The following is a 24,259-nucleotide window of genomic DNA, read 5'->3' as shown; positions in this document are numbered from 1 at the left end:
CAGCACCCCCTCCGGCCCCTTCGGAGGGTGGATCGGAGCGGCTCGATCCGACCTGAGGCGGATAGCCTGCGTCATCCTGTGGATGGACGCCGAGGGCCGACATCGGCGTCTACCGTCATGTCCCATGGCGCTCGCCACGCCGGCACCGCCCGGCCCAATCCAACCACCCGCGCCCACGGACGCATCCGTCGGATCCACGGCCGCCGACACCTTCGATCGGGCCGACCGAAGCGCCACCCTCGGCGTGGTCGATATCGCGATCGTTCTCGCTTCTTTTGCCCTGTTCACCTTGCCGGCCGCATTGACCCCGACGGTCGCGCCGGGGGCCGAGGGCTACGGCTCAACCTCCCATGTTCTGCTGTTCGGGATGCTCGCCGCCGCTCCGTTGATCGCGGCCCGGCGCTGGCCGCTGCCAGTGCTCGCCACCGTCGCCGCGGTCCTCTGCTCGGCCGCGCTCGCAGGAGTCCGTTTCACCCCGCTCGTCAGCAACGCCGGACCAGCGCTCGGCGTCGCCGTCCTCGCCGTCGCCGACCGCCACCCCAGGCGGACGTCGGTGGCCGCGGGCACGATGGCCGTCGTAGCGATATCGGTCGCCACCGCCGTCGCCATGCGGCTGTATCCCGATCAGGATCAGGATCTGGTCCAGGCGCTTGTCGCCGCAGCGGCATGGCTGGTAGGCGATGCCTTGCGCACCCGCCGCCGCTACCGGTCCCGCCTGGTGCTGGAGGCGCGCCGAGAGGCCACGGAGCGGGAGCGCCGTATCCGCGCCGAAGAACGGCTGCGGATAGCTCGAGACGTCCACGACATCGTGTCGCACACGCTGAGTCTGATCGCGGTCCGCTCCGGCGTTGCCCGGCTACTCGAGGACCCGCGCGAGGCGCACGAGGCACTGAGCGTGATCGAGACGACAAGCCGCTCGGCGCTCGATGAGGTACGCCGGGTCCTACGCGCTACTCGTCAGGAGATCCGGGAGCCATCGGGTCGATCGGAAGCGATGCAGACGACGCGGCCGCAGGCGGAGCCGGCCGAAGTCCCAGGCCAGGCGGATCGACCGGTGGCGGCGGACGGACCGGCAGGGGCCGCCGGGTCGGCGTGCGTGGGCGATCACGCCGATGCCGACGAACCAGCCAGAATCACCGAACCGAAGCTCTCAGACCTCGACCATCTGGTCGCCGGGCTCCGGCGGCGCGGGTTCCACACGTCATACCGGCGTACAGGCGCCGCTCGCAGCTATCTGCCGGTCCTGGAGACCTCGGTATACCGCATCGTCCAAGAAGCTCTGACGAACGTGGTCCGACATGCCAACGCCGCCGAGGCACAGGTCACCGTGCACGACGGGCCGCGGGAACTGATCGTGAGCATCGTCGACGACGGCCGTGTCTCACCGAGCGGCGCAGCGCACCACCGCGGCGACGAGGTAACGGAGGATTGCCACCGCGATCAGTCGCGATCCGACCCAGCCGGTGAACCACGCGGCCCAGCCCTACGACGGCCCGAACCAGACAGGGGATCGGGCTCCGGGCTGGGCCTGATCGGGATGCGCGAGCGAGCAGAGCTGTTCGCCGGCAAGCTCGCTGCGGGCCCGCGTGCAGCAGGTGGATTCGCGGTCGTGGTCCGCTTTCCCATCTCACCCGTCACCGTGCTCGCCCAGCAGTCTCCCGAGCTCCCCCCGGCCTCCGTTCGGCCGAGCCCCGTCGGGCACGGTGCAGGCCGATGATGCCGGCGACCGACGCTTCCGTCCGGGTTCTCATCGCCGACGACGAGGCATTGGTGCGAGCAGGCTTCCGGGTGCTGGTCGAGTCCGCTTCCGATCTTTCGGTGATCGCGGAGGCCGATACCGGCGCCCAGGCGGTGCGGTTGGCCAGGCAGCTGCGTCCGGACGTCGTGCTCATGGACATCCGGATGCCGATCATGGATGGCTTGGAGGCGATGCGGATCATCGTCGCGGACCCGGACACCGCCGCGACGCGCGTCCTCGTGGTGACGACCTTCGATCAGGACGAGCACGTCTTCGCGGCCCTGCACGGCGGCGCCAGCGGGTTCGTCCTCAAGGACACCCGCCCGGAGGACCTCTTGGCCGCGATCAGGATCGTGGCTGCCGGCGACGCGCTGCTGACCCCGAGCATCACCCGGCGGCTTATCGCCGAGTTCGCCCAGCGGCCGCAGCCGCCCACAGCCCGGGGCGAGGAACTGACCCGGTTGACGGAGCGGGAGCGAGAGGTACTCCTCCAGGTTGCAGCGGGATTGTCGAACTCCGAGATCGCCCGGCAGCTGTTCGTCGGCGTTACGACTGTCAAGACGCACGTCAGCCGACTGCTGACCAAGCTCGGAGCACGCGATCGAGCACAGCTCGTCGTCGCCGCGTATGAATTCGGCGCCGTGCTCCCCGGCACCGGCTCGCTCCCGCCCGGATCGAGCGGCTCGTGACGGCGGTTCAGTCGAGGGCATGCCCCGTCGTCGCGTCGACGTGGTCGGGCAGCAGGTCGTGGCAGTCCCCCACGGACAGGGTGCCGGTGGGTTCGACCAGAAGGATCGATGCACCAGCCGGTGATGCGGGACGGTGCTCCATATTGCGCGGCACGACGAAGATCTCCCCCCGGTTCAGGATGACGACCCGTTCCCCTCCGCCCAGCCCGTCACGCAGGCTGATGTACAGCGTGCCCTCCAGCACGAGAAAGAACTCGTCGGTGTCGGAGTGCGCATGCCAGACATGCTCGCCAGCGACTTTGGCGATGCGTATGTCGTAGTCGTTCACCCTGGCGGCGACGCGGGGACTCCACAGTTCCTCGAAGCTGTCGAGCGCGGCGGCAAGATCGATCGGTTCAGCCCGCCGCACTCGCGGAAGCTCGACAGGCGCTGCCTCCGCGACGGCGTGCGCGGAGCCGGTGGACGCGGAGCCGGTGGAGGTATCGGCGGATGCGAGACGACGGTCAGGCCCGGGGGCTTGCTCTGGGGTCATACGTAAATACTTCCGCCGGGCACAGGAACGTACGAGTGCTAGGAATCGCGCATGTCGCATGGATCCTCGCAGTCGGACCGCCCGCCGGCCCACCGGATCGCGGTGATCGTGGATGACGGGTCGAACCCGTTCGAGCTGGGCGTCGCCACCGAGCTGTTCGGGCTGCGCCGCCCCGAGCTCGACCGGCCCTGGTACGACTGCACGCTCTGCGCACCCAGGCCGCAGATCCGCATGCACGGCGGGTTGTTCACCTTGTCCGGCGTCACCGGGCTCGACGCGGTGTCCGCCGCCGACACGGTCATCGTGCCGAACCGTCCGGATCCGCTCGTCGCACCGCCACCGTCGGTGCTGGCCGCGATCCGGGAGGCCGCCGACCGCGGGGCTCGTCTGGTCAGCTTCTGCACGGGAACGTTCACCCTCGCCGCCGCGGGCGTGCTCGACGGCCGCCGGGCCACGACCCACTGGCGGTGGGCCGACCTGTTCGCTCGCCGCCACCCCGAGGTACGGCTCGAACCGGACGTGCTGTTCGTCGACGACGGCGACGTGTGCACGGCCGCGGGCAGCGCCGCCGCCCTCGACCTCGGGCTGCACCTCATCCGACGTGACCACGGGGCCGAGGTCGCGAACGCGGTCAGCCGGCGGCTGGTGTTCGCGGCGCACCGCGACGGCGGGCAGCGGCAGTTCGTCGAACGCCCCGTACCGGTTGTGCCCGACACCTCCCTCGCGTCGTTACTGGACTGGGCCCGCCAGCGGCTTGACCAACCGATGGCGATCGCCGACCTTGCCAGCCAGGCCGCGGTCAGCCCGGCCACGTTGCATCGCCGGTTCCGTATCGAACTCGGCGTTACCCCACTGGCGTGGCTGACCGTCGAACGGGTCCAGCTAGCCTGCCGGCTGCTCGAACGAGGGGAACGTCGCCTCGATCTCGTTGCCCGCGCCAGTGGCCTCGGGACCGCCGCGAGTCTGCGGGTCGCGCTACGCCGGCACACAGGCCTCACACCCACCGCCTACCAGCGCCGGTTCGGACCGGTCCAACCATCGCCAGATCCGACCAGCCGAGGCGACGGAGGATGAGCGGAGAAGGAGGCAGCCGGCAGGGGATCCGGCCGGCTACAGACGGATCGTGCCCGGTCAATACAGAAGTCGACAGGACAAGGCCCTGATTCCGGGGATGGCGACTTGTAGTCTTTTCTAGCCTGCAACGACTGTTCAGCCATGGCCTTCCGCGCCCGCCGCGTGCGAGGAGGAGGTTCGAGGATGGTGGGCGATCCGTCCGTCATCGGTCACGTCGGCGCGCTCATCGTAGGCACCCGGGGCGACGCCGGGCCGGGCGAGGTGGTGGTCCGGATCCGCGGCGGAATCGAAACGTTTCTCGCGCTGTCCGACACTCCGCTGCCCAAGGGCGCATCCGTGCTGGTCATCGGGACGCGCGGGCCCCGGACCGTCGAGGTGGTGCCGTGGCTGGATCCCGCCGCCGTCTTCGGTGGCGATCTCTGACGAAAGGTTCGCGGCGTGTTTGGTTACCGAGTCCCCGCACCTGACCAGGCAATGCTCGTCTCAGGTGGGAAGAACCGCGGCGGGATGCCGTTCAAAGTGATCACCGGTCACGGTGGCTTCATTTTGCCGTTCTTCCGCAAGGTGCGCTTCCTGACGCTGGCGATGTGCGAGGCCGAGGTCGCGGAAACATGCGTCACCTACCAGGGCATCTCTCTCAACGTCCGGGCCGTGATCGCTTTCAAGGTCGGCAACGACAGCGAAAGCATCGTCAACGCCGGCCAGCGCTTCCTGTCGGACCAGGGCCAGATGGCGGTGCTGACGGGACGGATCTTCTCCGGCCACCTGCGTTCGATCATCGGTTCGATGACGGTCGAGGAGATCATCCGCGACCGCCAGAAGCTCGCCACCGAGGTGCTCGACGGGTCCAAGGCGGAGATGGCCCGGATCGGGTTGACCATCGACGCGTTACAGATCCAGTCCATCGACGACGGCACACTCGGCTACATCACGGCAATCGCGGCACCGCACAACGCCGCCATTCAGCGCCAGGCGCAGATCGCCCAGGCCGAGGCCAACCAGGCCGCCGCGGAGGCCGAGCAACGCTCGCAGCGGGCGCAGGCGGAATATGCCCGGCAGACGTCCATCGTCCAGGCCCAGTACCGGGCGGAGATCGACCGGGCCCAGGCCGAGGCCTCGCAGGCCGGGCCGCTGGCGAAGGCCCAGGCGGAGGTGGCGGTGACCGCGGCGCGGACCGAGCTGGCCGAAGGGGAGGCTCAGTTGCGCCAGCAGCAGCTCATCACCGAGGTCGTCAAACCCGCCGAGGCGGAGGCCGAGCGGGTCCGCGTCCTCGCCCTCGCCGAGGCCGAGAAGATGAGGATTCAGGCGGAGGCCGCCGCATCGCACAACCGGGTCGCGCTCGACCGGATGCTCATCGACCAGCTCCCGGAGATCGTCCGGCAGGCGGCGTCGGGGCTGGCGGGCGCGAACGTGACGGTGCTCAACGGCGCGGAGGGCATCGGTGAGATCGCCACCGGCCTCGTCGGGCAGGGCATGGCGATTTTCGAGGCGCTACGCACGGGCGTCCGGCAACCGGCGCACGCCCCCGATGGCCACAACAACGGAGCCGGCACCGAACACCCCGGCATCGCGGCGCCCCGGCCAATTCAGGAGACGTAGACGTGCTTGCGGCCGGCTGTGACGGGACGCGCCTCCGTCCGGCCGCAGTATCCATACTCCACGTGGCGCCGCCACACCGTGAGTCGGCATTGATCTGCCTCGATCGTCCAGGTCCGCCGCTCGACCCGGTCCTCGACCTGAACAGGAATTCGGGTCCCCGCCTCGGTGGCCCGGCGGTGCGCCCAGGAGTGCGCCGCCTCCCACTCGCGGAAGGTGGCCACCAGTTCGCCATCGCCGTCGTAGACCTGGAATCGGCGAGTCGCCATTGTCACGCCTTTCAGTTGTATTGGATAATGAGACCCGTGGAGCAGTCCACGGCGCGCGGTCCGGCCCACGGAATCGACCCGGCCCACGACGGTGAATTGGCCGGCTCCGGGCGGGGATCGACGCCCACCCGCCCGGAGTCGACGGTCGACGGCCGCTGGCACCGGCCCCTGTGCCGGCAGGCCGAGCGGAGGCGGGCCACCCGATCGCCGGCCGACCGGCCGCGGGCCTCACGGTGGTGGGCCGCACCCTGGTTGTGAAAGGCGGTGCGATCGGGGCTGTCGGGGCCGTGGTGGCGGACCCCGTGGTGGCGGACCCCGTGGTGGCGGCGTGTGGCAGCGCTGACGCTGCCCGGCTGGTCGAACCGGCATGGTCGCCGCATCGGTGACGCGGACCCTGCGCGATCACCATCAACTACTCCCCGCGATTCGCCACTGCACCAAGTTTTCACTCAGAGCATCAAGCTCGCCACTCAAAGTTAACCAAGACCCGAAGCATGCCCCCTGCATCGACCATCTGCAAGAGCTTCTGTAAGAGTTTCGCTACCCAGAGCTGTGCACTTCGTATGAGGAGTGGCGATCCAGTGGCAGGATGCACCCATCACTCCGAGCAGACCGAAGGACGAGCGATGGCCACAAGCGGCGGTCCGACTGTGCGGCGGCGGCGACTGGGCGCCGAGTTACGGCGCCTGCGAGAGGCGGCGGGGGTCTCGGTCGACGAGGTCTGCCAGCTGCTTCGCTGCTCGGTCTCGAAGGTCAGCCGGATGGAGAACGGGCGGGTGCCGGTACGCACGCGCGACGTGTCCGACCTGCTCAACCTGTACGATGTCACGGAGGGTGAGCAGCGCGACGCACTGATGGCGTTGGCCCGGGAGTCCCGTCGGCACGGTTGGTGGCACTCCTACCACGACGTCGTACCAGCCTGGTTCGAGATCTACATCGGTCTGGAGGGCGATGCGGCGTCGATCCAGGTATACGAGTCCCAGCTCGTCCACGGGCTGCTCCAGACCGAGGACTACGCCCGGCAGGTCATCCAGGCCGATGACCTGGAGGTCGGCGAGGAGGAGGTCGAGCGCAAGATCGCCCTGCGGATGGACCGGCAGCGCCGGCTCACCGCCCCCGACCATCCCCGGCTGTGGGTGATCCTGGACGAGGCAGTGCTGCGCCGGGAGATCGGTGGCCGAGCGGTCATGCGCGACCAGCTCGAATTCCTCGCCAAACGGTCCGAACTCCCGAATGTGACGATCCAGGTCCTCCCGTTCTCGGTGGGCGCACATGCCGGTCTGGGCAGCGCATTCTCGATACTCGGATTCCCCGACTCGGAAGACCACGAAGTGGTCTATATAGAAGAGGCGGCCGGCAGTCTTTACATAGAGCGTGCTGCCGAAGTCCGACGCTATAAGTTGAAGATGAATCACCTTCTGGCCGCCGCCCTGCGGCCAGAGGAATCCGTACAGATGATACGATCCGTCGCAAAGGATTTAAGATGACCAGATTTGCGAAGCCCGATCTGGGCGGAACCTCCGAGCTGGCCTGGCGCAAGAGCAGCTACAGCAACGGAGCGGGTGGCATGTGCGTGGAGATCGCTCCCTTGAGCGAGGGCATCGCGGTGCGTGACTCGAAGAACCCGCGCGGCCCCATGCTTGCCTTCTCGGCCGCCGAGTGGGACGCCTTCCTGGCCGGCGCGCGGGACGGCGAGTTCGACCGGACCAGGGTCCACCAGGCCTGACCCACGCCCGGCCTGGCGAACCGGCCTGCCTCGAGCCTGCCGGCCGCGCCCGGCATCGCCCTGGTCCGACCCGGACGCCTCTACCGGATGCGACCGGACCGGACCAGGGCCGGGAAGATCCGCCGATCACGGTGCCGGAACGAGCCGATCAACGTCGGCGTTCCCGTCCCGACCGGGCCGAGGTTCCTCTTCGGACGGTGCCGTGGCCGCCGCACCACATGCCGGTTGGCTCTTGCGCAACGCCTCCCGGTCGCGCACTCTTGTAGATGTTCAGTCGGTCCTCGTTGTTCAAGTGTTCGTCCCGTTGTGGTCGTGGCATTTCCGGGGCACGACGTCCGCGCCGCCCATCGCGCAGGGTGGGCCGGCGGACCGGACGCTCCCGGCGCCGTGGCGGCATGGGACAACGCTCGGCCACCTTCGCCCGCTGGACGGGCCACGCGGGCTCCGAATGCCCGCCCAACGCGGAGGAGGGCAGTCGTTGTGATCATTTCTGACTGTACGGCTACCCGCATGCGGCGCCGCGACGTCACGGTCGGGGTGGCCGTGTCGCCGCAGGCGCTCGGTCCCGGGGTCCACCACGTCGCGCGTACGGCCACGAACCTCGTAGCCGCGCTGTGTCTCCTGCCGGCTGCGGGCCGGCATCAAACGGGACCGGTGGCCGGCGGGGCCGCCATCCCGTCGCCGTCCTAGCTGCGGACGGCACATCCGCCCACGTGCCGGGCACTCCCTCGAATCTGATCACGGTCGGTCCGCATCTGGATCCGCCGAGCGTCGACGTCCCCGACGCCACCGGGGCCTTGCGGGCGTCGCGGACCCGGATCGATACGCACTCCCACCATCCTGTTCCCCTGCCACTGGGAGGTGATTGCCGTGGCCACCGCCACGACCAACCTGCTCAACACCCCGATGAAAGATCAGCGCGTCGAACGTGTTCGACGCGCGGCCCTGTCGGCGTATGTGGACGGGAAGATCTCCTTCGCGCAGGCGAACCTCCGGGTCCGCAAGGCCCTCGAACGCTTCGGAGTGTGATGGGCCGGCTCAGGCCAGGCGGGCGGCGCCGGCCGCCAGCCGGCCCGTCCGCTACCGGCGCGCTGCGCCGGCCAGGCCGCCCCTGGACCTCCCGGCCCGGCCGCCGGGCTCGCCGTCGCAGCTGACCTCGTCCCCCCGCCGTCGGCGCGTGTCAGGCGAGACGCAGGCGGCGGTCGGCCACGCCGACGGTGAGTTGTTGCCCCCAGGACAACTCGATCGCATCCGCCTCGATGCCGTCGCCGAACACGACCATCCGATCCGCCTCCACCAGGATTTCAAGTCGCGCCGGCCCGGTGAGGCTGCCCTCGGTGCAAGCGGTGCCCGTGGCCGGCGACGGCCACGCCTCCCGGACGAACCAGGCCAGCGCGCCGACGGTCGGCGCCGGCAGCGAAAGCTCGCTGCGCCGCTGCGCCCAGACCGACCGGCACCACCCCGTCGCGCCGGTGCCGGTGCCGACCAGCAGCCCGGACGACGCCTGCCGCTCGCTTACCGGGGCGCCCCCGTCGGCGGGCACCCGCAGCCGGTACCGGGCGGTCTGATGTCCGGGATCGCCGACGTAGACCTCGTTGAGAGCGACGATGCGCTGGCCGTCGTCGGAGCGGGCCTCGACCATGGTCAGCTCCTGTAGCAGGCGACCGAGCCCCCGGGCGGCGTCCGCCGGCGATCCGTCGACGGTGCGCAGCAGGGCGGCGGCCTCGCCCGGGGCGTGCCGGACCAGGACACCCGGCGTACGGGCGGGTTGGGCGTTGATCCCCAGGACGAGCTGCCCGTCGAGGTACTTCGCGACGTTCGCGACGAGCCCGTCCTGCCCGACGCAGACGACCACGTCGTCCGGGGCGAACAGAAACCGGTCGAGATCGGTCCGCTCCACCTCGCCGCGGCGCCAGTGCGGCGGGATCGCCGCGGCGACCGCCCGGCGGGCCGCCTCGGCGGCGTCGTGGGCGGCCTGCACCTCGGCGAGCTCCCGCCCGCGGGAGACCAGGAAGAACACGGCCTGGCCGCGGGTGCCGTGCCGGTCGAGCAGCTCGGCGTACTCGGTACGCCGGTGCACGAGCACCGCGCGCGGGGCGAGGGTCACCGGGGAGTGCCGGCGCGGACGAACCGGGCGACCGTCTCGGTGACCACGTCGGGAGTGATGGTGAGCGCCCCGATCGCGGGCAGATGGTCGGCGAGGTCGCGCACGGCGAGCGCGACCATCGCCGACGTGTCCAGGCCGGTGACCGAGGCGACCCGGGCCGCCTCGGCCTCGGCCTCGGCCTGCCCGACCAGGCGCACGGCCTCGGCCCGCGCCGCCGCCTCCACCCGGACCTTCTCGGCCTGCGAGCGGGCGGCCGTCTCGGCCCGCTCCGCCTCCGCTGCGGCGGCGATGCGGGCCGCCGCAGCCTGCTCTGTCATCCGGCGTTGCTCGTTGGCGCCCTCCTGGGTCACGAGCCGCTCCGCACGCACGGCCAGTTCGATCTTGCTTTGCAGCTCGTTCTCGGCGATGCGCCGCTCCTGTTCGACCGCGAGCGCGCGGCGACCGTAGGTGGCCCGGTCGGCTTCGGTCTGGATCTGTTCACGGGTGGGCGTGCGCAGCGCCTTCTCCACGTCCGGCGCCGGGCGGACGGCGACCACCCGGACCCCGACCACATTCACCCCCGTCTGGATCAGGCGGGCGTCCCCGCGCAAACCATCGGTCACCCGCTCCCGGATGACCGGCACCCCCTCCGCGAGGGCGGTGGTGAGCGACGTGCGGGCGAGCAGGTCCGAGGCGTACTCCTGGGCGGACTCGTTGATCATCCCAGCGAGCTGGTCGAGGGGCTTTTCCCGCCAGGTGCCGAGCTCGGGGTCGATGCCGAAGTCGAGACGGGTGGCGGCCAGCACCGGGTCGGCGATCCGGTAGGTGACGGTGGCCTGCACCGCGACGTCCTGGAAGTCGGCGGTCCGCGCGTGGAAGAGCACCGCCAGCTCCCGGTCGTCGACCGGCACCTCGCTGATCACCGCCGTGCGCGGCCGGTACCAGAAGACCAGGCCGACGCCCTCGTGGGCGACGGCCGCGCCGCGCTGGTGGCGGATGTACCCGGTGGGGGTGCCCCGCAGGTGGCATAGGAACGGGACCTTGCTGATGTCCGCCATGAGAACGCCCTCTCTTTATCGTCGAACCGACGATAAACCGGGACGGAGGTTTTCGTCAATCTGACGAGTATGGTTCCCCCATGCCGCCTCCGCTTGAGCCGCCTCCCGACACGACCGCCCACCCCGACGGCGGCGCAGCACTGCCGCCGGACCTCGTGACGGTCGCGCTCAGCGTCGATCTGGTCCTGCTCACGGTCCGCGAGGAGCGGCTTCAGGTGCTGCTGGTGCGCCGTGGCATCGAGCCCTTCCTGGACCGCCCGGCCCTGCCGGGCGGCTTCGTCCGACCGGGGGAGGATCTCGCCGAGGCGGCCGTGCGCGAGCTCGCGGAGGAGACCGGGCTGCGTCACCCGCCGGCACACCTCGAGCAGCTGGCGACCTACGGCGCGCCGCAGCGCGATCCCCGCGGGCGGGTCGTCACTGTGGCCTTCCTGGCACTCGCGCCGCAGTCGCGTACGCCGATCGCCGGCACGGACGCCGCCGCGAGCTACTGGGGCCCCGTCGCGACCGCCGACGACGGTCCCGGACTGGCCTTCGACCACGCGACGATTCTCGCGGACGGGCTCGAGCGCGCTCGGTCCAAGATCGAATACAGCGCGGCGGCGACGGCGTTCTGCGAGCCCGAGTTCACGGTGGCGGAGCTACGCCGCATCTACGAGCTGGTCTGGGGTGCGCGGCTGGACCCCCGCAACTTCCACCGCAAGGTGACCGGGACGGCGGGCTTCCTCGTCCCGACCGGACGTTTCACGACCCGGGACGGGGGGCGGCCCGCGGAGCTGTACCGACGGGGCGACGCCCCGGTGCTGCATCCCGCGATGCTCCGACCCGTCCCGCGGCTACCCTGAGCGGGCGGGGTGACCTCGGGCGGAAGGCGGCCGGGCGCCCGGGCGATCGGGGGGTGAACCCGGGCGGCCGGCCACCTCGACTATCTCACCGAAAGCACATGCGGCATCACTATAAGTTTTGAAGCATGCCGTCCGGGTTAACGACCGTGCCGGTCCGCGTCCTTGGTGACGATTCGTCGCCCGGTCCGAGCGCACACCCGGATCAGCCGAGTTCCCGCAGCGCGGCGCTCTGCCCACCATCTGCCCGGCCCGGCGGATTCCACGAGTCGTCACCGTGGTGCGGCAGCTGTCCGAGGTCGGAGTCCGGCCGCCCGAAATCCGGCCGCCCGAAATCCGGCCGCTCGGAGTCCGGCCGCTCGGAGTCCGGTCTGTCGGAATCCGGCCTGTCGGCGGGGCTCGCCGCGCCCTCCAGCTCGTCCACGGAACGATTCGCCGCCATTCGGTCGCGCCCGAGGGCGGCGATGCCGGCGGCCACCATCACCATCGCGACGACGAACGCCACCCGCTGGGCACCGTCCGGGGCCGGCTCACCGAACAGCGTCAGGCCCAGGGTCACCGGCAGGAAGGCGGACACGCCGCTCGTCACCGGGAAAGCGATCACCGCGGCCCGGCCCTGCAGGCCGCGCTGCTGAAGGCCGAGCGCCAGCACGGAGAACAGCACCAGGACGTACGGCGTCGGCGTGGTGAGCAGGTCGGCGAGCGCGGACTGGCCGTCCCGACGGTCGTTGACCGCCAGGCCGATCTGCCGGGTCGCGAGGGTGGCGATTGCGTAGCAGACGCCGGCGGCCGCGCCGAACCCGAACGCCGCCCCGGCGATCATGTGCCGGGCGGCGGCGACGTTCGCGAAGAACGCGCACACCAGCGCGAAGATCAGGCCCAGGACGAGGAAGGCGAGCAGGACGTCCGTGCTGGCCGCGGCGCCGACCTCGGCGCGCCGGGCGAAGGCGTAGGCGAGCAGGCCGACCCCGGCGACCATCGAGCCGACGCCCAGCCAGCCCGTCAGGCTGATCCGCTCACCGAGCACCCGCTGGGCCAGTAATGTAAATACGATCATGTCGAGGGCCATCACCGGGGCGACCATCGCCACCGGCGCGACCGACAGGGCGTAGACCTCCAGCAGGAACGAGGCCGCCTCGACGGCGAGCCCGAGCAGCCACAGCGGGCGCAGCACCAACCGGGCCAGCAGGCCCAGGCCCAGGCCGGAGCTCTCCTCCTCCCGCCGGGCGGCCCGTGCCTGCACCAGTGGGGCGACCCCGTAGAGGGCGGCCGACACCATCGCGGTGGGAAGGCCGAGTGCCAGCGCCTTGCTCATCCGCGCGCCATCCCGCTCACGGGTTCACCACCGACGCGTCTCACCAGTGGGTACCGAAACCGATCTGCGCGAGGGCGGAGCCGAACGCCTGCTCCCACGCCTGCGGCCCGATCGCCACCCGGTCCGAGGGGGGCTTAACCCGGTCGAGGCAGGCGAGCGCGGAGCGGGTCAGCGACACCGGATCGGTGTTGGTGACCTCGGCATGTCCGCGTTCGAGCTCCTTCTGCAGGTTGTCCCGGCCATGCCCCGGCACGACGTCGATGAGCAGCAGATCCCGGCCGATCACCCGCGCCTCGCTGCACGTGTCCCCGGAGGAGGTGACGACCAGGTCGCTGGCGGCCATCAACGCCGGGATGCGATCGGTGAAGCCGAACGGGATGACCTTGTGCTGCCGCTCGGACAGGGCGGTCAGCCGCGCCGCCAGCGGCTTGTTCCGCCCGGCCACCGCGAGCACGTAGATTCCCGCCGCCGCCATCGCCGCGGCGCCCTCGACCAGTGGCCCGAGCCCCCAGGAGCCGGACATCAGCAGCACGCACGGGGCGTCGGCCGGGATGCCGAGCGCCGCGCGCGCCTCCTCCTGGCTCGGCGGGTCGTAGAACGGCTCGCGCACCGGGGTCGGCACGACCGAGACCATCGCGTTGGGTGCGAACCGCCGCACGTAGCGGGCGGCGGTCTGCGAGGTGACCAGGTAAAGGTCGGTGTTGTCGTGCACCCACAGCCGGTGCACGCAGCAGTCGGTGGAGAACACCGCGGTGACCAGGCCGGGGAACTCCGGCTTGACCCGACTGGTCGCCGCGGCGCCGGTGGCGAAGATGGAGATGACGAGATCGGTCGGGTGTTCGGTGAGCTCCTCGCGCAACGCCGGGACGACATAGCGACTCGACGCCCGCTCGATCGCCAGGGCCAGCCGGCCGCCGGTGCGCATCTGAGAGAAGTGCACGGCGTCGTAGAGGCCCGGCACCGCGATCATCCCGCGGAAGACCTTCTCCCCGCGGGAGCCGTTGCGCCCACCGAGCATGCGCAGGCTGTCGGCGGTCCGGGCGGTGAACCCGCGCCGGGCCAGCGATGCCCCGCACGCCTCGGCCATGACGTCGTGTCCCATACCCAGCGAGCCGGACAGCAGCAGCGCCGATCCGCGGCGGGTCGACGCCTGCTCCGCCGCGGCCCCGGCGAGGTCCGCCGTGTCGGCGGCGGCGGCGAACCCGTCGACGCCGTCGGGCGACCTGCCCGGCCGCGGCCGTGTCTGGGCAAGCCCACCCCCGGCCCCGGTGAGCAGGGCCGTGGCCGCGGCCTCCTGCACCGCGAGGCCGTCGATCACCGGTCCGCCGCGGACGGACGCCTTGTCGTCACCGTGACGCCCGGCAGCCGACACCACCCTCGCCGGCCGGCCCTCCGCGGAGGGCCGGGTCGGGAGGGCGGCGGTCGCCGCCGGATCGCCGTTTTCGGATGGTCCGCTCACCGTGATACCGCCGATCTGCGCCATGGTTACTCCGAGGACGCCGCGGAGACGTCTAGGTCGTCGACGGGCTGGACGGCCTGTGCCGGGGGCCGCCGGTTTGCCAGGTACCACTCGATGTACTGCCGTACCCCGTCCGTGAACGGGGTGGTCGGCTGCCAGCCCAGCAGGTCAAGCGCCCGCTGCGCCGACACCTCCCGGCCCCGGAAGTCACCCGGCCGGGCCGGCACGTGCTCGATCACCGTGCCGGGGAAGTGGCGGCACACCGCCTGCGCCATCTCCAGCACGCTGACCGCCTCGGCGCCCTCCAGGGCGATGGTGGCGTTCTCCGCCTCGGGCCGCAGCGCCTGCACGTGGGCGTCGGCGAGGTCGCGGACGAACACATAGTTGCGGAACTGCTGCCCGTCACCGGCGACGGTGAGTGACTCCCCGTCGAGCGCCTTGCGGACGAACCGGGCCAGCACCAGTTCGTCGCGCATGCCGGGGCCGTAGGGGATGCCGTAGCGCAGGATCGTGAAGGGCAACCCGTAGGTCTGCTGGTAGCTGTGCAGCAGCAGCTCGGCGGCGAGCTTCGTCGAGGTGTAGACGTGGCCGGCACGCCCGAGCGTGATCTCGGCGTCCTCGGTGAGCGGCGCCGGATCCACCCGCTCACCGACCGCGCCGTAGACCCACACGGTGCTGGCGAACAGCACGCGGGCGACCCCGGCCTGCCGGGCCGCCTCGCAGACGTTGCCGGTGCCCTCGACGTTGAGGCGCACCGTGCGCGCCGGATCGGCATAGGCGAAGTCGACGTTGGACATCCCCGCGACGTGGAAAACCGCCTCGACCCCGGCCAGCGCCGCGGTCAGCCCCGGCAGGTCGAGCACGTCGACCTGCCGGCTGGTGGCCCGCGGGTCGCTCAGCCGGGAGTCGACGTCGAGGGAGAGGACGTCGTGGCCGGCGTCGAGGAGCCGGTCCACGACGTGGCTGCCGATGAACCCCGAACCACCGGTAACGGCAATCTTCATGCTCACGCACACCCGTCCAGGTCGAGACTCGCCAGCGCGGCGGCGAAGGAGGTGACCACGTGGTCGGCCTCCGCATCGGTCATGTCGGAATGAATCGGCAGGCACACGTGCCGCGCGCACAGGTCCTCCGCGACCGGCAGCGAGCGGCCCACGTAGTCGCTGAAGACGGGCTGCTGGTGCAGTGGCGCCTCGTAGACCTCACCGCTGAGCGAGACTCCGTAGCGTTCCTTGAGCTCCTTCTTCAGCCGCGCCCGGTCGACGCCGGGCCGGGGCAGGACGATGTACTTGTAGTAGTTGCAGACGTCGTCCGCGGGCACCCGCAGGCGGATGACGCCGTCGAGGGCGTCGAGCGCGGCGTCGTAGCGGGCGGCCACGGCGGCGCGGACCGCCAGGAACTCGTCGAGGTGGCGCAGGTGCACCTTGCCGGTGACGGCGTGCATCTCGCTGAGACGCCAGGCGTAGCCCTGCTTGATGTGGGTGTTACCGAGGAAACCCGCCTTGCCCTGGTCGCGGTAGACCAGCGCGGCCTCGTGGATCGCGGGGTCGGCGGTGACGATCATCCCGCCCTCGCCGCTGGTGATCAGCTTGGTGGGGTAGAACGAGAATGCGCCCGCCACCCCGAAGGAGCCGGCGTATGTCTCTCCGTGTCGGCAGCCGTGGGCGTGCGCCGCGTCCTCGACGAGCAGGAGGCCGCGGTCGGCGCAGAACGCCACGAGTTCAGCGATGTCCGGCGGGATCAGGCCGCCGACGTGCACCAGGATGACGGCCCGGGTGCTGGGGGTCAGGGCCGCCTCGACGTCACGGGCGGTCAGCGCGAGGGTGTCCGGACTCACATCCGCGAAGACCGGGTTCGCCCCAGCCCGGAGCACCGCGAAGGCGGTCGCGGCGAATGTGTTGGTGGGAACGACGACGTCCGCACCCTGAACGCCCAGACTTCGGAGAATGATCTCCAGTGCGGCCGTTCCGCTGCTCACGGCCACCGCGAACGGGGCCCGGTGGGCGGCGGCGAATGCCGCCTCGAATTCATCGGTATGAGCACCCAAGGTCATCGCACCGGTGGAAAGGATCTCGGTCGTGGCCGACGCGATCTCCGCGCGATCCTCCGGTGAGAAGACGATGCGCGCCGCGGGGACATGCACCTGTTCACCCCTGCCTTCCGAGTTATCCGTGTGAGCGGGCACTGCTCCGGATGCCCCGCATCACGGTGGCGCGCCGATGCGCGGACCCCGGTCGCCCGGCACCGCGGCCCTGCCGCGATGTCGGTCCCGCGGGCATCCGCGAGACGGCATCGCCGCGTTGCGGAACATCCCTGGCGGCCGCGACCCTCGCGACCCCACGGCCCCGGATTACGCCGGCCTCCCGCCGACGCGACCGCGCCCCCTCCAACTCGTCCGGTTGTAACGCCCAGCTTTGTCAGTACATGCCCAAAACAGGCTATCGATCCCGGTCGACGGCGCAGCTACGGCCCACACAGGTTATCTACGAAACATCTCACATCTGCCCGAACGTAGCCGAACCTGTCGGCAAAGCGACGCCAACCGTCGGACCGTTCATCTGTATCGCCGAAGACGCTCACTCCAGAGCGGACAGTGATTGAACGTGGGTGCCCCCCTCCCTCCCCACCGACGGGCCGGGACGCCGCCGGGTGCACGGAGCATCCTCGCGCCTCCGATACCCGCTGTGGCATTCGGTCACCCTCCCGTCACCCTGCCGAGGCGGAGCGGGCCCGTCCGGACTGGGACGATCGAGGGGACCGGCGGGACAGCGGGACGACATCACGCGGCGGGGATCAACCGGTCGGGTGTGCCCACCTGGAGAGGCTGATCGGCGGGGCGCGGCGACGCCCCGCCGATCAGCGGGAGATCGAGCTGGCGCGGCCCGCGGGCGCGGACAACGACATCGGCGCGTGACGTTCAGCGGCTCGGATTCACCCTGTGGGGGTGAGCGGTGGCACGGCACCGGCCAGGGTCGGGATAGTGAAGCAACAGCTTCGGCATGCGCACGCTCCGCAGCCGTCCAGACGCAAGAAGTCCCGGTGAAGCCGCCTCACCTGACGTACGGGGGGAACGCAGGTGGAGAACTTCACCGGGACTGGTGAAAGTGTACGACCCCCATCTGTCCGACGCGACAGGACCAAAGTCACTAGCCTATGACTCTTGCCATATGGCGCCGCAACGTGCTGGACAATGGACCATTGGCTATCGAACCGCACGCTGAAAACTCATCTCGCCACGGTCCGTGTCATACAACAGCCAGTGGGACGGCTTGCCTCGGGCAGGCCCGACGTTGACCACCAGGGTGGAGGTACCGGGCAGGCCCGCGCCAAGCCGACGGGCGACCGGTGACGGGCCGGGCACCAGTACCGGCCGGCCTGGCTCGACGAGGAGCGCCCGGACGGTCGCAGCCGTCCCCGCGAGCCGCGTCGCCGGGGCGTCCGCCGCATCGTCGCCTGACGCGGCACTCGACCAGACGATCTCGAACACGGCCTCCTGGTGGGTGTGCCCCACCACCACGACCGGCACCCGGGGGACGTCGGCGGCGACCGGCACCAGCAGGTCCCGCCCGTCCGTGGGGCTCTGCCCCGCCACCCCGACCAGTTCGATCGCGCCGCCGGCGGGCTCGACCGGGGCGCCGGCGGGCTCGGCACGACCGGTCGTCCAACGAATCTGGTGGCCGTGCAGGCCCAGGACGCCGTGCAGGCGATCCCGCTCCGGTGCGTCGAGCAGCACGGCGAGGTCGGGGGGCACCTGCTCGGGCCTCAGCAGCTCGCGGATGCGCAGCTCCTGGTTGCCCAGCACCCGACGGATGCCGGCGAGTCGCGACCACAGCACCGGGTCGGGGTCGACCACCCGATCCAGCGGCCAGAACCGCGAGGGATCGTGCAGCCTGCGCGGGACCTTCGCCTCCAGGTAGTCGCCGAGGCAGACGATCTCGTCGGCCCCCGACGCCGCGGCGGCGGCGAGGATGCGCCGCAGGGCCTTCGGCCGGCCGTGGAGGTCGGCAAGCACGGCATATCGCACCCCATCAGCATCCCCGGTCCGCCGCCGCGTCGCCGAGCGCTCGCCGATCCCCACGCCGATCCCCACGCCGTGCCGCCGCCGAACGCCCACCGAGGCGCGGCCGAACCGCCCGACGAACAATCACCGACCCGTCACTGGAACCGACTGGCGTGGACCGGTAGCCGCAAGACGCCCAAGCCGGGCAATAGGTGCAAAGAAAGACCTCAATTGTAGCGGATGGCAATGTCTTCTGGTCCGCCGTGGCCACACTGGGACCAGAAGGCTTGGGCTTTCCTGCGGATCGCGGTGTTCGTCGCACCTAGGAATCGGCGAGGTGCTTGACTGCAAACCGTGCAGCGAGGGGATCTCCGCGGAGCGTGCCGACGGCCGGTTACGTCCCGCGTTTCATCGTCGGCGACGGCCGACGGCACTTCGGCGAGACCGGCGACAGGCGATCCGCATGGTCACGCCCCCGGCCAGATCGAGGAGCTTTGATGGAGCTGACGGAGAACGACCGGCAGAGCCTCAACGAGGTTCCCCACCCAGCGCTTCCGCCAGGTAGCAAGCTATACGGCTCAACCAAGATCTTCCCGGACTACCAGGCCCGCGACGGCGAGTGCCACCTGACCCTCATTCACGGGATCGCGCACGAGTCGTCGGTCAGCTTCGTCGCGATACTGCAGGCCACCCGCGCCTTACGCAAGGGCTTCGAGTCCGTACTCTATTTCTACGGACCCGGCGCGATGAACACGATGGCGACCCGAGGATTTCCGCACACCGGCGATTCCGCGTTTCCGGGTGAGCACAACATAAATCATCAGATCGAGACCTTCATCAGGGAGGGCGGGAAGGTCTACGTCTGCCGGTTTGGGTTGTCGCTGCACGGCCTGCGCGAGGAGGACCTCATCGAAGGAGTGATACCCGCGCATCCACTGGATATCCAGGACTGCGTCATCGAGTACACCCGCCGAGGTGCGATCATTAATTCCACGTTCATGTTCTGACCGGCCGGATCCACTCCGGCGGCCCGGCCCGGACGGGCCCGGACGGGCCGACCGGTGTCCCCGGCTGGACCCACGACCTCGGCCGTGCCTGGACGGGCATCGGCCGATTACCGCCGGTCCACGAGCCACCGAAGAGGACCCCACCCGCGTCACAGCCCCGTCGCAGCGTGCCAGGTGATACATCGCCAATCCGACAACCTGCCCCGGAAGGGCCAGAACTCCGGGCGCGCGGTGTTGTATCAGGGTGGGACACGTCGCAGGCCGTCCGGCCGGCGGCCGAAGCCACCCGCCCACAAACCGAACGGCAGAGATCTGGGATGGAAGACGAAGCACCGGCCTGGTTCGAGGCCGCCATCGACAGCCGACCGCAGCGGAACGAGACCAAGGTCGCCGGCGCCACCATCAGCTACCGCTGCTGGGGTGCGGCCGGACGGCCGGCGATCGTCCTGGTCCACGGCGGCGCCGCGCACGCGGGGTGGTGGGACCACATCGCCCCCCTGATCCCCAGCGAGTACCGGGTAGTCGCCCTGGACCTGTCCGGGCACGGCGACAGTGACCGGCGCGAGGACTACACGCTGAGCACGTGGGCAGCGGAGGTCATCGCCGTCATCGATCATGCCGGGATCACCTCGCCGCCGATCATCATCGGCCACAGCCTGGGCGGCTGGGTCACGATCACGACGGCCGCCGACTACCCGGACCGGGTCGCCGGCATCGTCGTCGTCGACTCCCCCGTCCAGGAGTTCACCCCGGAGGAGCGCGCCGCCCGCGACCGCACCGCCTTCGGGCCGCTGCGGGTCTATCCGACCGCGACCGACGCCCTCGCCCGCTTCCGCACGGTTCCGGACCAGCCGAGCTCGCTACCGTTCATCATCGATCACATCGCCCGCGGGTCGATCGGCTCCGTACAGGGCGGCTGGACCTGGAAGTTCGACCCGAAGGTGTTCGGCAACCGCACCCCCTCCCCCGAGGTACTACGCAAGGTGCACTGCCGGGTCGCGCTGTTCCGGGCCGAGTACGGCCTGCTGACGCCGGACATCGGGGTGCAGATGTACAACCTGCTCGGCCGGGTGGCGCCGGTAATCGAGATCCCGCTCGCCGGTCACCACGTGATGCTCGACCGGCCGCTGCTGCTGGTCACGGGCATCCGCACCATCCTCGCCGACTGGGAGCACTCCTCCCCTCAGGAACGCACCGACTGACCGACTCCGCCGGGGCTGATGCCCCGGAAGGAGGGTTGACCAGGGTCGGACGGGTACATCTGCCGCCATGTCACGACGGCAGCGGAGATAGCCATGAATCCGTCCACCCTCCTGGGGCATCGCCACGACGACCACCGGCGCCGGACCAGCCGACCGGTGCGGGAGGTCGACCCGCCCGAGCACGGCCCCACATCCGTCCCCGCCCGGGGTTGGCTCGCCGTCGCGAAGCGGGTGAAGTCGCAGCTCGGCATCCTGTCGATCCCGCTGCTCGCCAGTGGGGTGGCGTTCTGGGCGATCCTGTCGATCTTCCCTGCCGCCATCGCGGTGCTCACCGTCTACGGCCTGGTCGCCAGCCCCCAGACGGTGAGCGACCAGATCGCCGACCTGTCCGACTCGCTGGCGCCGTCGACCAGCGCGGTGCTGCGGGACTGGCTGACCGGCATCGTCTCGACGAACCACTCCGGGCTCGGCCTGGGCCTGCTCCTGAGCCTCGCGGGGGTGCTCTGGGCGGTTTCCTCCGGCACGCAGAATCTGATCAAGGCCGTGTCTGTGGCCTTCGAGCAGGAGGAGACGCGTGGGCCGATCCGGCTGCGGGCGCTCGCGGTCGCGATGAGCCTCGGCGGCGTGGTCGTCGCGGTGCTGGTGGTCGGCGGCATCACCGCCGGCGGCTCCCTGCTGTCCCACCAGGTGTCCGATGCGGCGGTGCGGATGCTGCTCACGGTCGTGCAGTGGCTCGTGCTGGCGCTGCTCCTGCTGGGCGCGATCACCACCCTCTACCGCTTCGGCCCGGCCCACACGCCGGCGAACTGGCGGTGGGCGTCGACGGGAGCCGTCGTCGCTACCGTGGCGCTGATCGTCGCGTCGGTGGCGTTCTCGTTCTACGTGCGCGCCTTCGGCCACTACAACAAGACCTACGGCGCTCTCGGCGGCGTCGTCATCCTCATGCTGTGGCTGTACTACGCCGTCACAGTCGTGCTCATCGGCGCGCTGCTCAACGCGGAGGCGGCGCGCGAGGCGACCGGCGCCACCGCGCCCGAGACCTACCCGGAGGCCTCCCCCGTCGGCGTGCGCCGCCCCTGGGACCGGCCAGAATCCGACGAAGCCGATCAAGACGACGGGACCACTGACGACCGCCCGGCGGGCGCGGCCGAAAGGATCACGACGGGTATTCGTTCCTGGCGCCGCGAGAGGCGTGGTTAAGCAGCCCAAGGTGGGGAATTCCGCAGACCACACGTTGTTTGACGGGTGCCGCCACGCGGACGCCCCGCCAGGAGAACCCGCGAGGAGACCCCATGACGAGTACATACCGTCAGCAGCCGGACGTCACTGCCGATCCGTACCCGAGAGACAATACCGCCTACGTAGGCGATGCAGGCGTCAACGCGCCGGACGGGTCCACTCAGGTTCAGCACACCCCAGCCGCGTCAGCCGCGACGGCCCCACCCTCGGCGGGTCCTCCCTCGGCCGCGCGCCACAACGGCGACGGGCACTCCGCGGGCCGCGGTTCGACCGGGCATCTCGTCTCCGAGGTCGTCACGGACGTCTCCACGCTGTTCCGCCAGGAGGTCGCCCTCGCGAAGGCGGAGGTCCGCGAGGAGGCGAAGAAGGCCGGCAGGGGTGCCGGCATGTTCGCGGGCGCCGGCGGCGCCGGGTACTTCGCGCTGCTGTTCGCCCTGCTGGCCGTCATGTTCGGGCTGGGTGAGGTGATGGCGCTTGGCTGGGCGGCCCTCATCGTCACCGTCGTCCTCGGCGCCGTCGCGGCCGTGCTGGCGCTGAAGGGTCGTTCGACCGTCCGTAAGGTCCACCCGGCCCCGACGCAGACCGTGGAGACGCTGCGCGAGGACGTCCAGTGGGCGCAGAGCCTGCGCAAGTAGGCCCGGCCCCTGCTCGCTCCGCATCACTCGCACAGCACGGACCTCGACAGCGCAAGACCGCGACAGCGGCACAGACCGCGACAGAAAAGGGCAGGTGGGCCAGTGACCAGCACGAGTCCGGATGAGATCCGATCCGACATCGAAGCGACCCGCGCGCGACTCGGCGACGATCTCGACGAGCTCTCCGACCGCGTCAGCCCGCAGAAGGTGGCCGGGCGCACGGCGCAGGACCTTCGTCGCCGGGTGAGTTCGGCGACCGAATCGGTACGGCCGAAGGTGGCCGCGACGACGGGTACCGCCACCGAGAAGGCTCGCCAGACCGCGGACCAGGCCAAGGCGACGGTGCGCCGCCAGCTCGACGCCCACCCGCAGGTCACGGCGACGGCGCAGCGGGCCCGGGAGACCGCCGGCAGCGCCGCCGGCTCCGCCAGCCAGACGGTCCACCGCCAGCTCGACGCCCACCCCCAGGTCGCGGCGAAGGTGAGCCAGGTGCGCGACACGGCGGGCGGGGCGGTCAACGCCGGCCGGCAGAAGGCCGCCGCGAACCCCAGGACCAGCGGCTCGGTGGCGGCAGCCGCCGCGGCGCTGCTCGCTCTGCTGCTGTTCGTGCTGCGCCGCCGGCGCCAGGGCGGAGGCGAACTCGACTGACGCCGGTCGCGCCGGGAATCCGGCCACCAGGACGCCCGGGCACGTGCGGGACTGACCCCACGTGCCCGGGCGTTGTCGCGCGGCGCGGCGGCTCAGGGCGGTGCGCCGCGGTCGAAACGGTCGGTGCGGTCGAAACGGTCGGTGCGGTCAGTGCGGTCAGTGCGGTCAGTGCGGTCGAAACGGTCGGAACGGCTGGTGGGTTCGGCGGGGTCCTGCGGCGGCGCGGGGTCCGGCACGCGGTACCGGATGCGCAGGTCGCGGATTCGGCTGTCCCGGTCGATGCGGATCTGTTCCCGGCCGACGTCGGCGTCGGCGAGGTCGGCCGCGACCCGCAGTGAGGTGCCGATCTCGTCTCGGCGCCGCACATACAGGCCGTAACGGCCGACGGCGTCCTCGGCGAGGGTCTCGGCGAGCTCACCGCGGCGACGCGCGGTCTGCGCGATCTGCTGGGCGTCGACCTCGTCGGTGGTCTCTCCCCGCCACTGGAGGAGCCGCTCTCGGCGCCGCAGCTCCGTCTGCTCCAGCGTCCGCTTGAACATCAGCGGGCCGAGGTCGATGCCGAGCAGCAGCAGGGTCAGCACCGTCCGCCACAGCAGCACGGATCGGTCGGCGACCGTCAGCCGCCAGAAGGCCTTCTCCCGAATCAGCAGGTCGTCGGCGGCGTCGACGGTGGCGGCCTGCTGATCGCGGAAATGCGCGCGGCGGGTCTCACGGGACTGGTCGAAGGCATCCAGCCGGGCCTGGGCGGCGTCGCGCTGGCGGGTCGCGGTGGTGACCGCCCCGGTCGCGGCGCCGAGCTCGCCCAGCTTGATCCGGTACACCGGTCCCTCGCCGCTCAGACAGCCGTCGCCCCCGGTGAGCTGGCAGTTCACCTCGGCGGTCTTGCCGGCGACAAGGCTGTGGGCGCCATCCAGCGCGCGCTGGCGGGCGGCGAGGTCGTCGCTCAGGGCGCGCTGCTCGCCGAGCTGGTTGGCGTCCCAACCACGCAGCACCCGACCGAGATCCTCCTGCCGGATCTGGGTCACCCGCGGCGCGATCGACGGCGCGAAGATTCTCAGCAACAGCGTCTCTCCGACGAGCAGCGCGGCGCAGACGGCGATGAAGATCCGCATGGCGGTGGCCGGCCCGGCCCTGTCTCTTATACACA

At 70.8% G+C, this 24,259-nt stretch carries 24 protein-coding genes; 14 read left to right on the top strand and 10 right to left on the bottom strand.

Features of this window, described 5'->3' with window-relative positions:
* The first annotated feature begins 244 nt into the window (after positions 1–244).
* Positions 245–1,717 (top strand): sensor histidine kinase, encoded by a 1,473-nt coding sequence (locus tag NBZ83_RS01785; RefSeq protein ID WP_261574196.1) that lies wholly within the window; start codon positions 245–247, stop codon positions 1,715–1,717.
* Positions 1,717–2,427, top strand: a complete 711-nt coding sequence (locus NBZ83_RS01780) for a response regulator (RefSeq protein WP_261564457.1) — start codon at positions 1,717–1,719, stop codon at positions 2,425–2,427. Before NBZ83_RS01785 ends, NBZ83_RS01780 begins: the two co-directional genes overlap by 1 nt.
* 7 nt (positions 2,428–2,434) lie before the next feature.
* Here the strand turns inward: NBZ83_RS01780 and NBZ83_RS01775 are convergent, their stop codons facing one another.
* Positions 2,435–2,836, bottom strand: coding sequence for a cupin domain-containing protein (locus NBZ83_RS01775; RefSeq protein WP_261564458.1), 402 nt, complete (start codon positions 2,834–2,836; stop codon positions 2,435–2,437).
* A gap of 174 nt (positions 2,837–3,010) precedes the next feature.
* Here NBZ83_RS01775 and NBZ83_RS01770 point away from each other — a divergent pair, with 174 nt between their 5' ends.
* From NBZ83_RS01770 to NBZ83_RS01760, 3 genes are all read left to right on the top strand, one after another.
* Positions 3,011–4,033, top strand: coding sequence for a helix-turn-helix domain-containing protein (locus NBZ83_RS01770; protein WP_261564460.1), 1,023 nt, complete (start codon positions 3,011–3,013; stop codon positions 4,031–4,033).
* A 183-nt stretch (positions 4,034–4,216) separates the two neighbouring features.
* Entirely contained in the window at positions 4,217–4,456 is a 240-nt protein-coding gene (locus tag NBZ83_RS01765) for an NfeD C-terminal domain-containing protein (protein ID WP_261564461.1), read from the top strand.
* A gap of 15 nt (positions 4,457–4,471) precedes the next feature.
* Positions 4,472–5,632, top strand: coding sequence for an SPFH domain-containing protein (locus tag NBZ83_RS01760; protein WP_261564462.1), 1,161 nt, complete (start codon positions 4,472–4,474; stop codon positions 5,630–5,632).
* Here the strand turns inward: NBZ83_RS01760 and NBZ83_RS01755 are convergent.
* Positions 5,620–5,898 (bottom strand): hypothetical protein, encoded by a 279-nt coding sequence (locus NBZ83_RS01755; RefSeq protein ID WP_261564464.1) that lies wholly within the window; start codon positions 5,896–5,898, stop codon positions 5,620–5,622. The two genes, NBZ83_RS01760 and NBZ83_RS01755, sit on opposite strands and share 13 nt — an antisense overlap.
* Before the next feature lie 626 nt (positions 5,899–6,524).
* Here NBZ83_RS01755 and NBZ83_RS01750 point away from each other — a divergent pair.
* The 3 genes from NBZ83_RS01750 (at position 6,525) to NBZ83_RS01740 (ending at position 8,653) form a co-directional block, all read left to right on the top strand.
* The gene (locus tag NBZ83_RS01750; RefSeq protein ID WP_261564465.1) at positions 6,525–7,385 is read left to right on the top strand and encodes a helix-turn-helix domain-containing protein; all 861 of its coding nucleotides are present in this window, start codon (positions 6,525–6,527) and stop codon (positions 7,383–7,385) included.
* The gene (locus NBZ83_RS01745; RefSeq protein ID WP_261564466.1) at positions 7,382–7,624 is read left to right on the top strand and encodes a DUF397 domain-containing protein; all 243 of its coding nucleotides are present in this window, start codon (positions 7,382–7,384) and stop codon (positions 7,622–7,624) included. Before NBZ83_RS01750 ends, NBZ83_RS01745 begins: the two co-directional genes overlap by 4 nt.
* An 870-nt stretch (positions 7,625–8,494) precedes the next feature.
* The gene (locus tag NBZ83_RS01740) at positions 8,495–8,653 is read left to right on the top strand and encodes a hypothetical protein (protein ID WP_205446998.1); all 159 of its coding nucleotides are present in this window, start codon (positions 8,495–8,497) and stop codon (positions 8,651–8,653) included.
* A 151-nt stretch (positions 8,654–8,804) separates the two neighbouring features.
* Here the strand turns inward: NBZ83_RS01740 and NBZ83_RS01735 are convergent, their stop codons facing one another.
* Positions 8,805–9,731 (bottom strand): hypothetical protein, encoded by a 927-nt coding sequence (locus NBZ83_RS01735; protein WP_261564467.1) that lies wholly within the window; start codon positions 9,729–9,731, stop codon positions 8,805–8,807.
* Positions 9,728–10,768 (bottom strand): SPFH domain-containing protein, encoded by a 1,041-nt coding sequence (locus NBZ83_RS01730; RefSeq protein ID WP_261564469.1) that lies wholly within the window; start codon positions 10,766–10,768, stop codon positions 9,728–9,730. The genes NBZ83_RS01735 and NBZ83_RS01730 overlap by 4 nt, the downstream gene beginning before the upstream one ends.
* An 80-nt stretch (positions 10,769–10,848) precedes the next feature.
* Between NBZ83_RS01730 and NBZ83_RS01725 the strand changes: the two genes are divergently transcribed.
* Positions 10,849–11,610: an NUDIX hydrolase gene (locus NBZ83_RS01725; protein ID WP_261564470.1), complete on the top strand. Its 762-nt coding sequence runs from the start codon at positions 10,849–10,851 to the stop codon at positions 11,608–11,610.
* A gap of 202 nt (positions 11,611–11,812) precedes the next feature.
* Here NBZ83_RS01725 and NBZ83_RS01720 read toward each other — a convergent pair whose 3' ends face one another.
* The 5 genes from NBZ83_RS01720 to NBZ83_RS01700 form a co-directional block, all read right to left on the bottom strand.
* Complete coding sequence (locus tag NBZ83_RS01720) at positions 11,813–12,922, bottom strand: DMT family transporter (protein WP_261574195.1); 1,110 nt, start codon at positions 12,920–12,922, stop codon at positions 11,813–11,815.
* A 40-nt stretch (positions 12,923–12,962) separates the two neighbouring features.
* Entirely contained in the window at positions 12,963–14,405 is a 1,443-nt protein-coding gene (locus NBZ83_RS01715; protein WP_261564473.1) for an MGDG synthase family glycosyltransferase, read from the bottom strand.
* Between the two features lie 2 nt (positions 14,406–14,407).
* Complete coding sequence (locus NBZ83_RS01710) at positions 14,408–15,385, bottom strand: NAD-dependent epimerase/dehydratase family protein (RefSeq protein ID WP_261564474.1); 978 nt, start codon at positions 15,383–15,385, stop codon at positions 14,408–14,410.
* A 2-nt stretch (positions 15,386–15,387) separates the two neighbouring features.
* The gene (locus tag NBZ83_RS01705; protein ID WP_261564476.1) at positions 15,388–16,524 is read right to left on the bottom strand and encodes a DegT/DnrJ/EryC1/StrS family aminotransferase; all 1,137 of its coding nucleotides are present in this window, start codon (positions 16,522–16,524) and stop codon (positions 15,388–15,390) included.
* Between the two features lie 1,059 nt (positions 16,525–17,583).
* Positions 17,584–18,405, bottom strand: coding sequence for a metallophosphoesterase (locus NBZ83_RS01700; protein WP_261574194.1), 822 nt, complete (start codon positions 18,403–18,405; stop codon positions 17,584–17,586).
* A gap of 473 nt (positions 18,406–18,878) precedes the next feature.
* Here NBZ83_RS01700 and NBZ83_RS01695 point away from each other — a divergent pair, with 473 nt between their 5' ends.
* The 5 genes from NBZ83_RS01695 (at position 18,879) to NBZ83_RS01675 (ending at position 23,112) form a co-directional block, all read left to right on the top strand.
* Positions 18,879–19,388 (top strand): MSMEG_0572/Sll0783 family nitrogen starvation response protein, encoded by a 510-nt coding sequence (locus tag NBZ83_RS01695; RefSeq protein ID WP_261564478.1) that lies wholly within the window; start codon positions 18,879–18,881, stop codon positions 19,386–19,388.
* A 317-nt stretch (positions 19,389–19,705) separates the two neighbouring features.
* Positions 19,706–20,590, top strand: a complete 885-nt coding sequence (locus NBZ83_RS01690; protein ID WP_261564479.1) for an alpha/beta fold hydrolase — start codon at positions 19,706–19,708, stop codon at positions 20,588–20,590.
* Positions 20,591–20,683: 93 nt separating this feature from the next.
* The gene (locus NBZ83_RS01685) at positions 20,684–21,790 is read left to right on the top strand and encodes a YihY/virulence factor BrkB family protein (protein ID WP_261564481.1); all 1,107 of its coding nucleotides are present in this window, start codon (positions 20,684–20,686) and stop codon (positions 21,788–21,790) included.
* 92 nt (positions 21,791–21,882) lie between these two features.
* A complete protein-coding gene (locus tag NBZ83_RS01680; protein WP_261564482.1) occupies positions 21,883–22,464 on the top strand; it encodes a phage holin family protein in 582 nt (193 codons plus the stop codon).
* A 102-nt stretch (positions 22,465–22,566) separates the two neighbouring features.
* Positions 22,567–23,112, top strand: a complete 546-nt coding sequence (locus NBZ83_RS01675) for a DUF3618 domain-containing protein (protein ID WP_261564483.1) — start codon at positions 22,567–22,569, stop codon at positions 23,110–23,112.
* 92 nt (positions 23,113–23,204) lie between these two features.
* On the opposite strand, the gene NBZ83_RS01670 is transcribed toward NBZ83_RS01675, so the two are convergent.
* A partial coding sequence (locus tag NBZ83_RS01670) for a DUF4407 domain-containing protein (protein WP_261574193.1) occupies positions 23,205–24,259 on the bottom strand: 1,055 nt, incomplete at its 5' end.

Origin of the sequence: Frankia gtarii, from assembly GCF_025403375.1 — a bacterium.
GTDB classification, from domain to species: domain Bacteria; phylum Actinomycetota; class Actinomycetes; order Frankiales; family Frankiaceae; genus Frankia; species Frankia gtarii.
This window is presented reverse-complemented; position numbering and strand designations above follow the sequence as displayed.

Coding starts and splice junctions, on each gene's coding strand:
- NBZ83_RS01745 (WP_261564466.1), top strand. CDS start 7,382: ATGACCAGATTTGCGAAGCCCGATCTGGGCGGAACCTCCGAGCTGGCC.
- NBZ83_RS01690 (WP_261564479.1), top strand. CDS start 19,706: ATGGAAGACGAAGCACCGGCCTGGTTCGAGGCCGCCATCGACAGCCGA.
- NBZ83_RS01750 (WP_261564465.1), top strand. CDS start 6,525: ATGGCCACAAGCGGCGGTCCGACTGTGCGGCGGCGGCGACTGGGCGCC.
- NBZ83_RS01710 (WP_261564474.1), bottom strand. CDS start 15,385: ATGAAGATTGCCGTTACCGGTGGTTCGGGGTTCATCGGCAGCCACGTC.
- NBZ83_RS01680 (WP_261564482.1), top strand. CDS start 21,883: ATGACGAGTACATACCGTCAGCAGCCGGACGTCACTGCCGATCCGTAC.
- NBZ83_RS01695 (WP_261564478.1), top strand. CDS start 18,879: ATGGAGCTGACGGAGAACGACCGGCAGAGCCTCAACGAGGTTCCCCAC.
- NBZ83_RS01780 (WP_261564457.1), top strand. CDS start 1,717: ATGCCGGCGACCGACGCTTCCGTCCGGGTTCTCATCGCCGACGACGAG.
- NBZ83_RS01715 (WP_261564473.1), bottom strand. CDS start 14,405: ATGGCGCAGATCGGCGGTATCACGGTGAGCGGACCATCCGAAAACGGC.
- NBZ83_RS01765 (WP_261564461.1), top strand. CDS start 4,217: ATGGTGGGCGATCCGTCCGTCATCGGTCACGTCGGCGCGCTCATCGTA.
- NBZ83_RS01725 (WP_261564470.1), top strand. CDS start 10,849: ATGCCGCCTCCGCTTGAGCCGCCTCCCGACACGACCGCCCACCCCGAC.
- NBZ83_RS01755 (WP_261564464.1), bottom strand. CDS start 5,898: ATGGCGACTCGCCGATTCCAGGTCTACGACGGCGATGGCGAACTGGTG.
- NBZ83_RS01730 (WP_261564469.1), bottom strand. CDS start 10,768: ATGGCGGACATCAGCAAGGTCCCGTTCCTATGCCACCTGCGGGGCACC.
- NBZ83_RS01770 (WP_261564460.1), top strand. CDS start 3,011: ATGTCGCATGGATCCTCGCAGTCGGACCGCCCGCCGGCCCACCGGATC.
- NBZ83_RS01685 (WP_261564481.1), top strand. CDS start 20,684: ATGAATCCGTCCACCCTCCTGGGGCATCGCCACGACGACCACCGGCGC.
- NBZ83_RS01720 (WP_261574195.1), bottom strand. CDS start 12,922: ATGAGCAAGGCGCTGGCACTCGGCCTTCCCACCGCGATGGTGTCGGCC.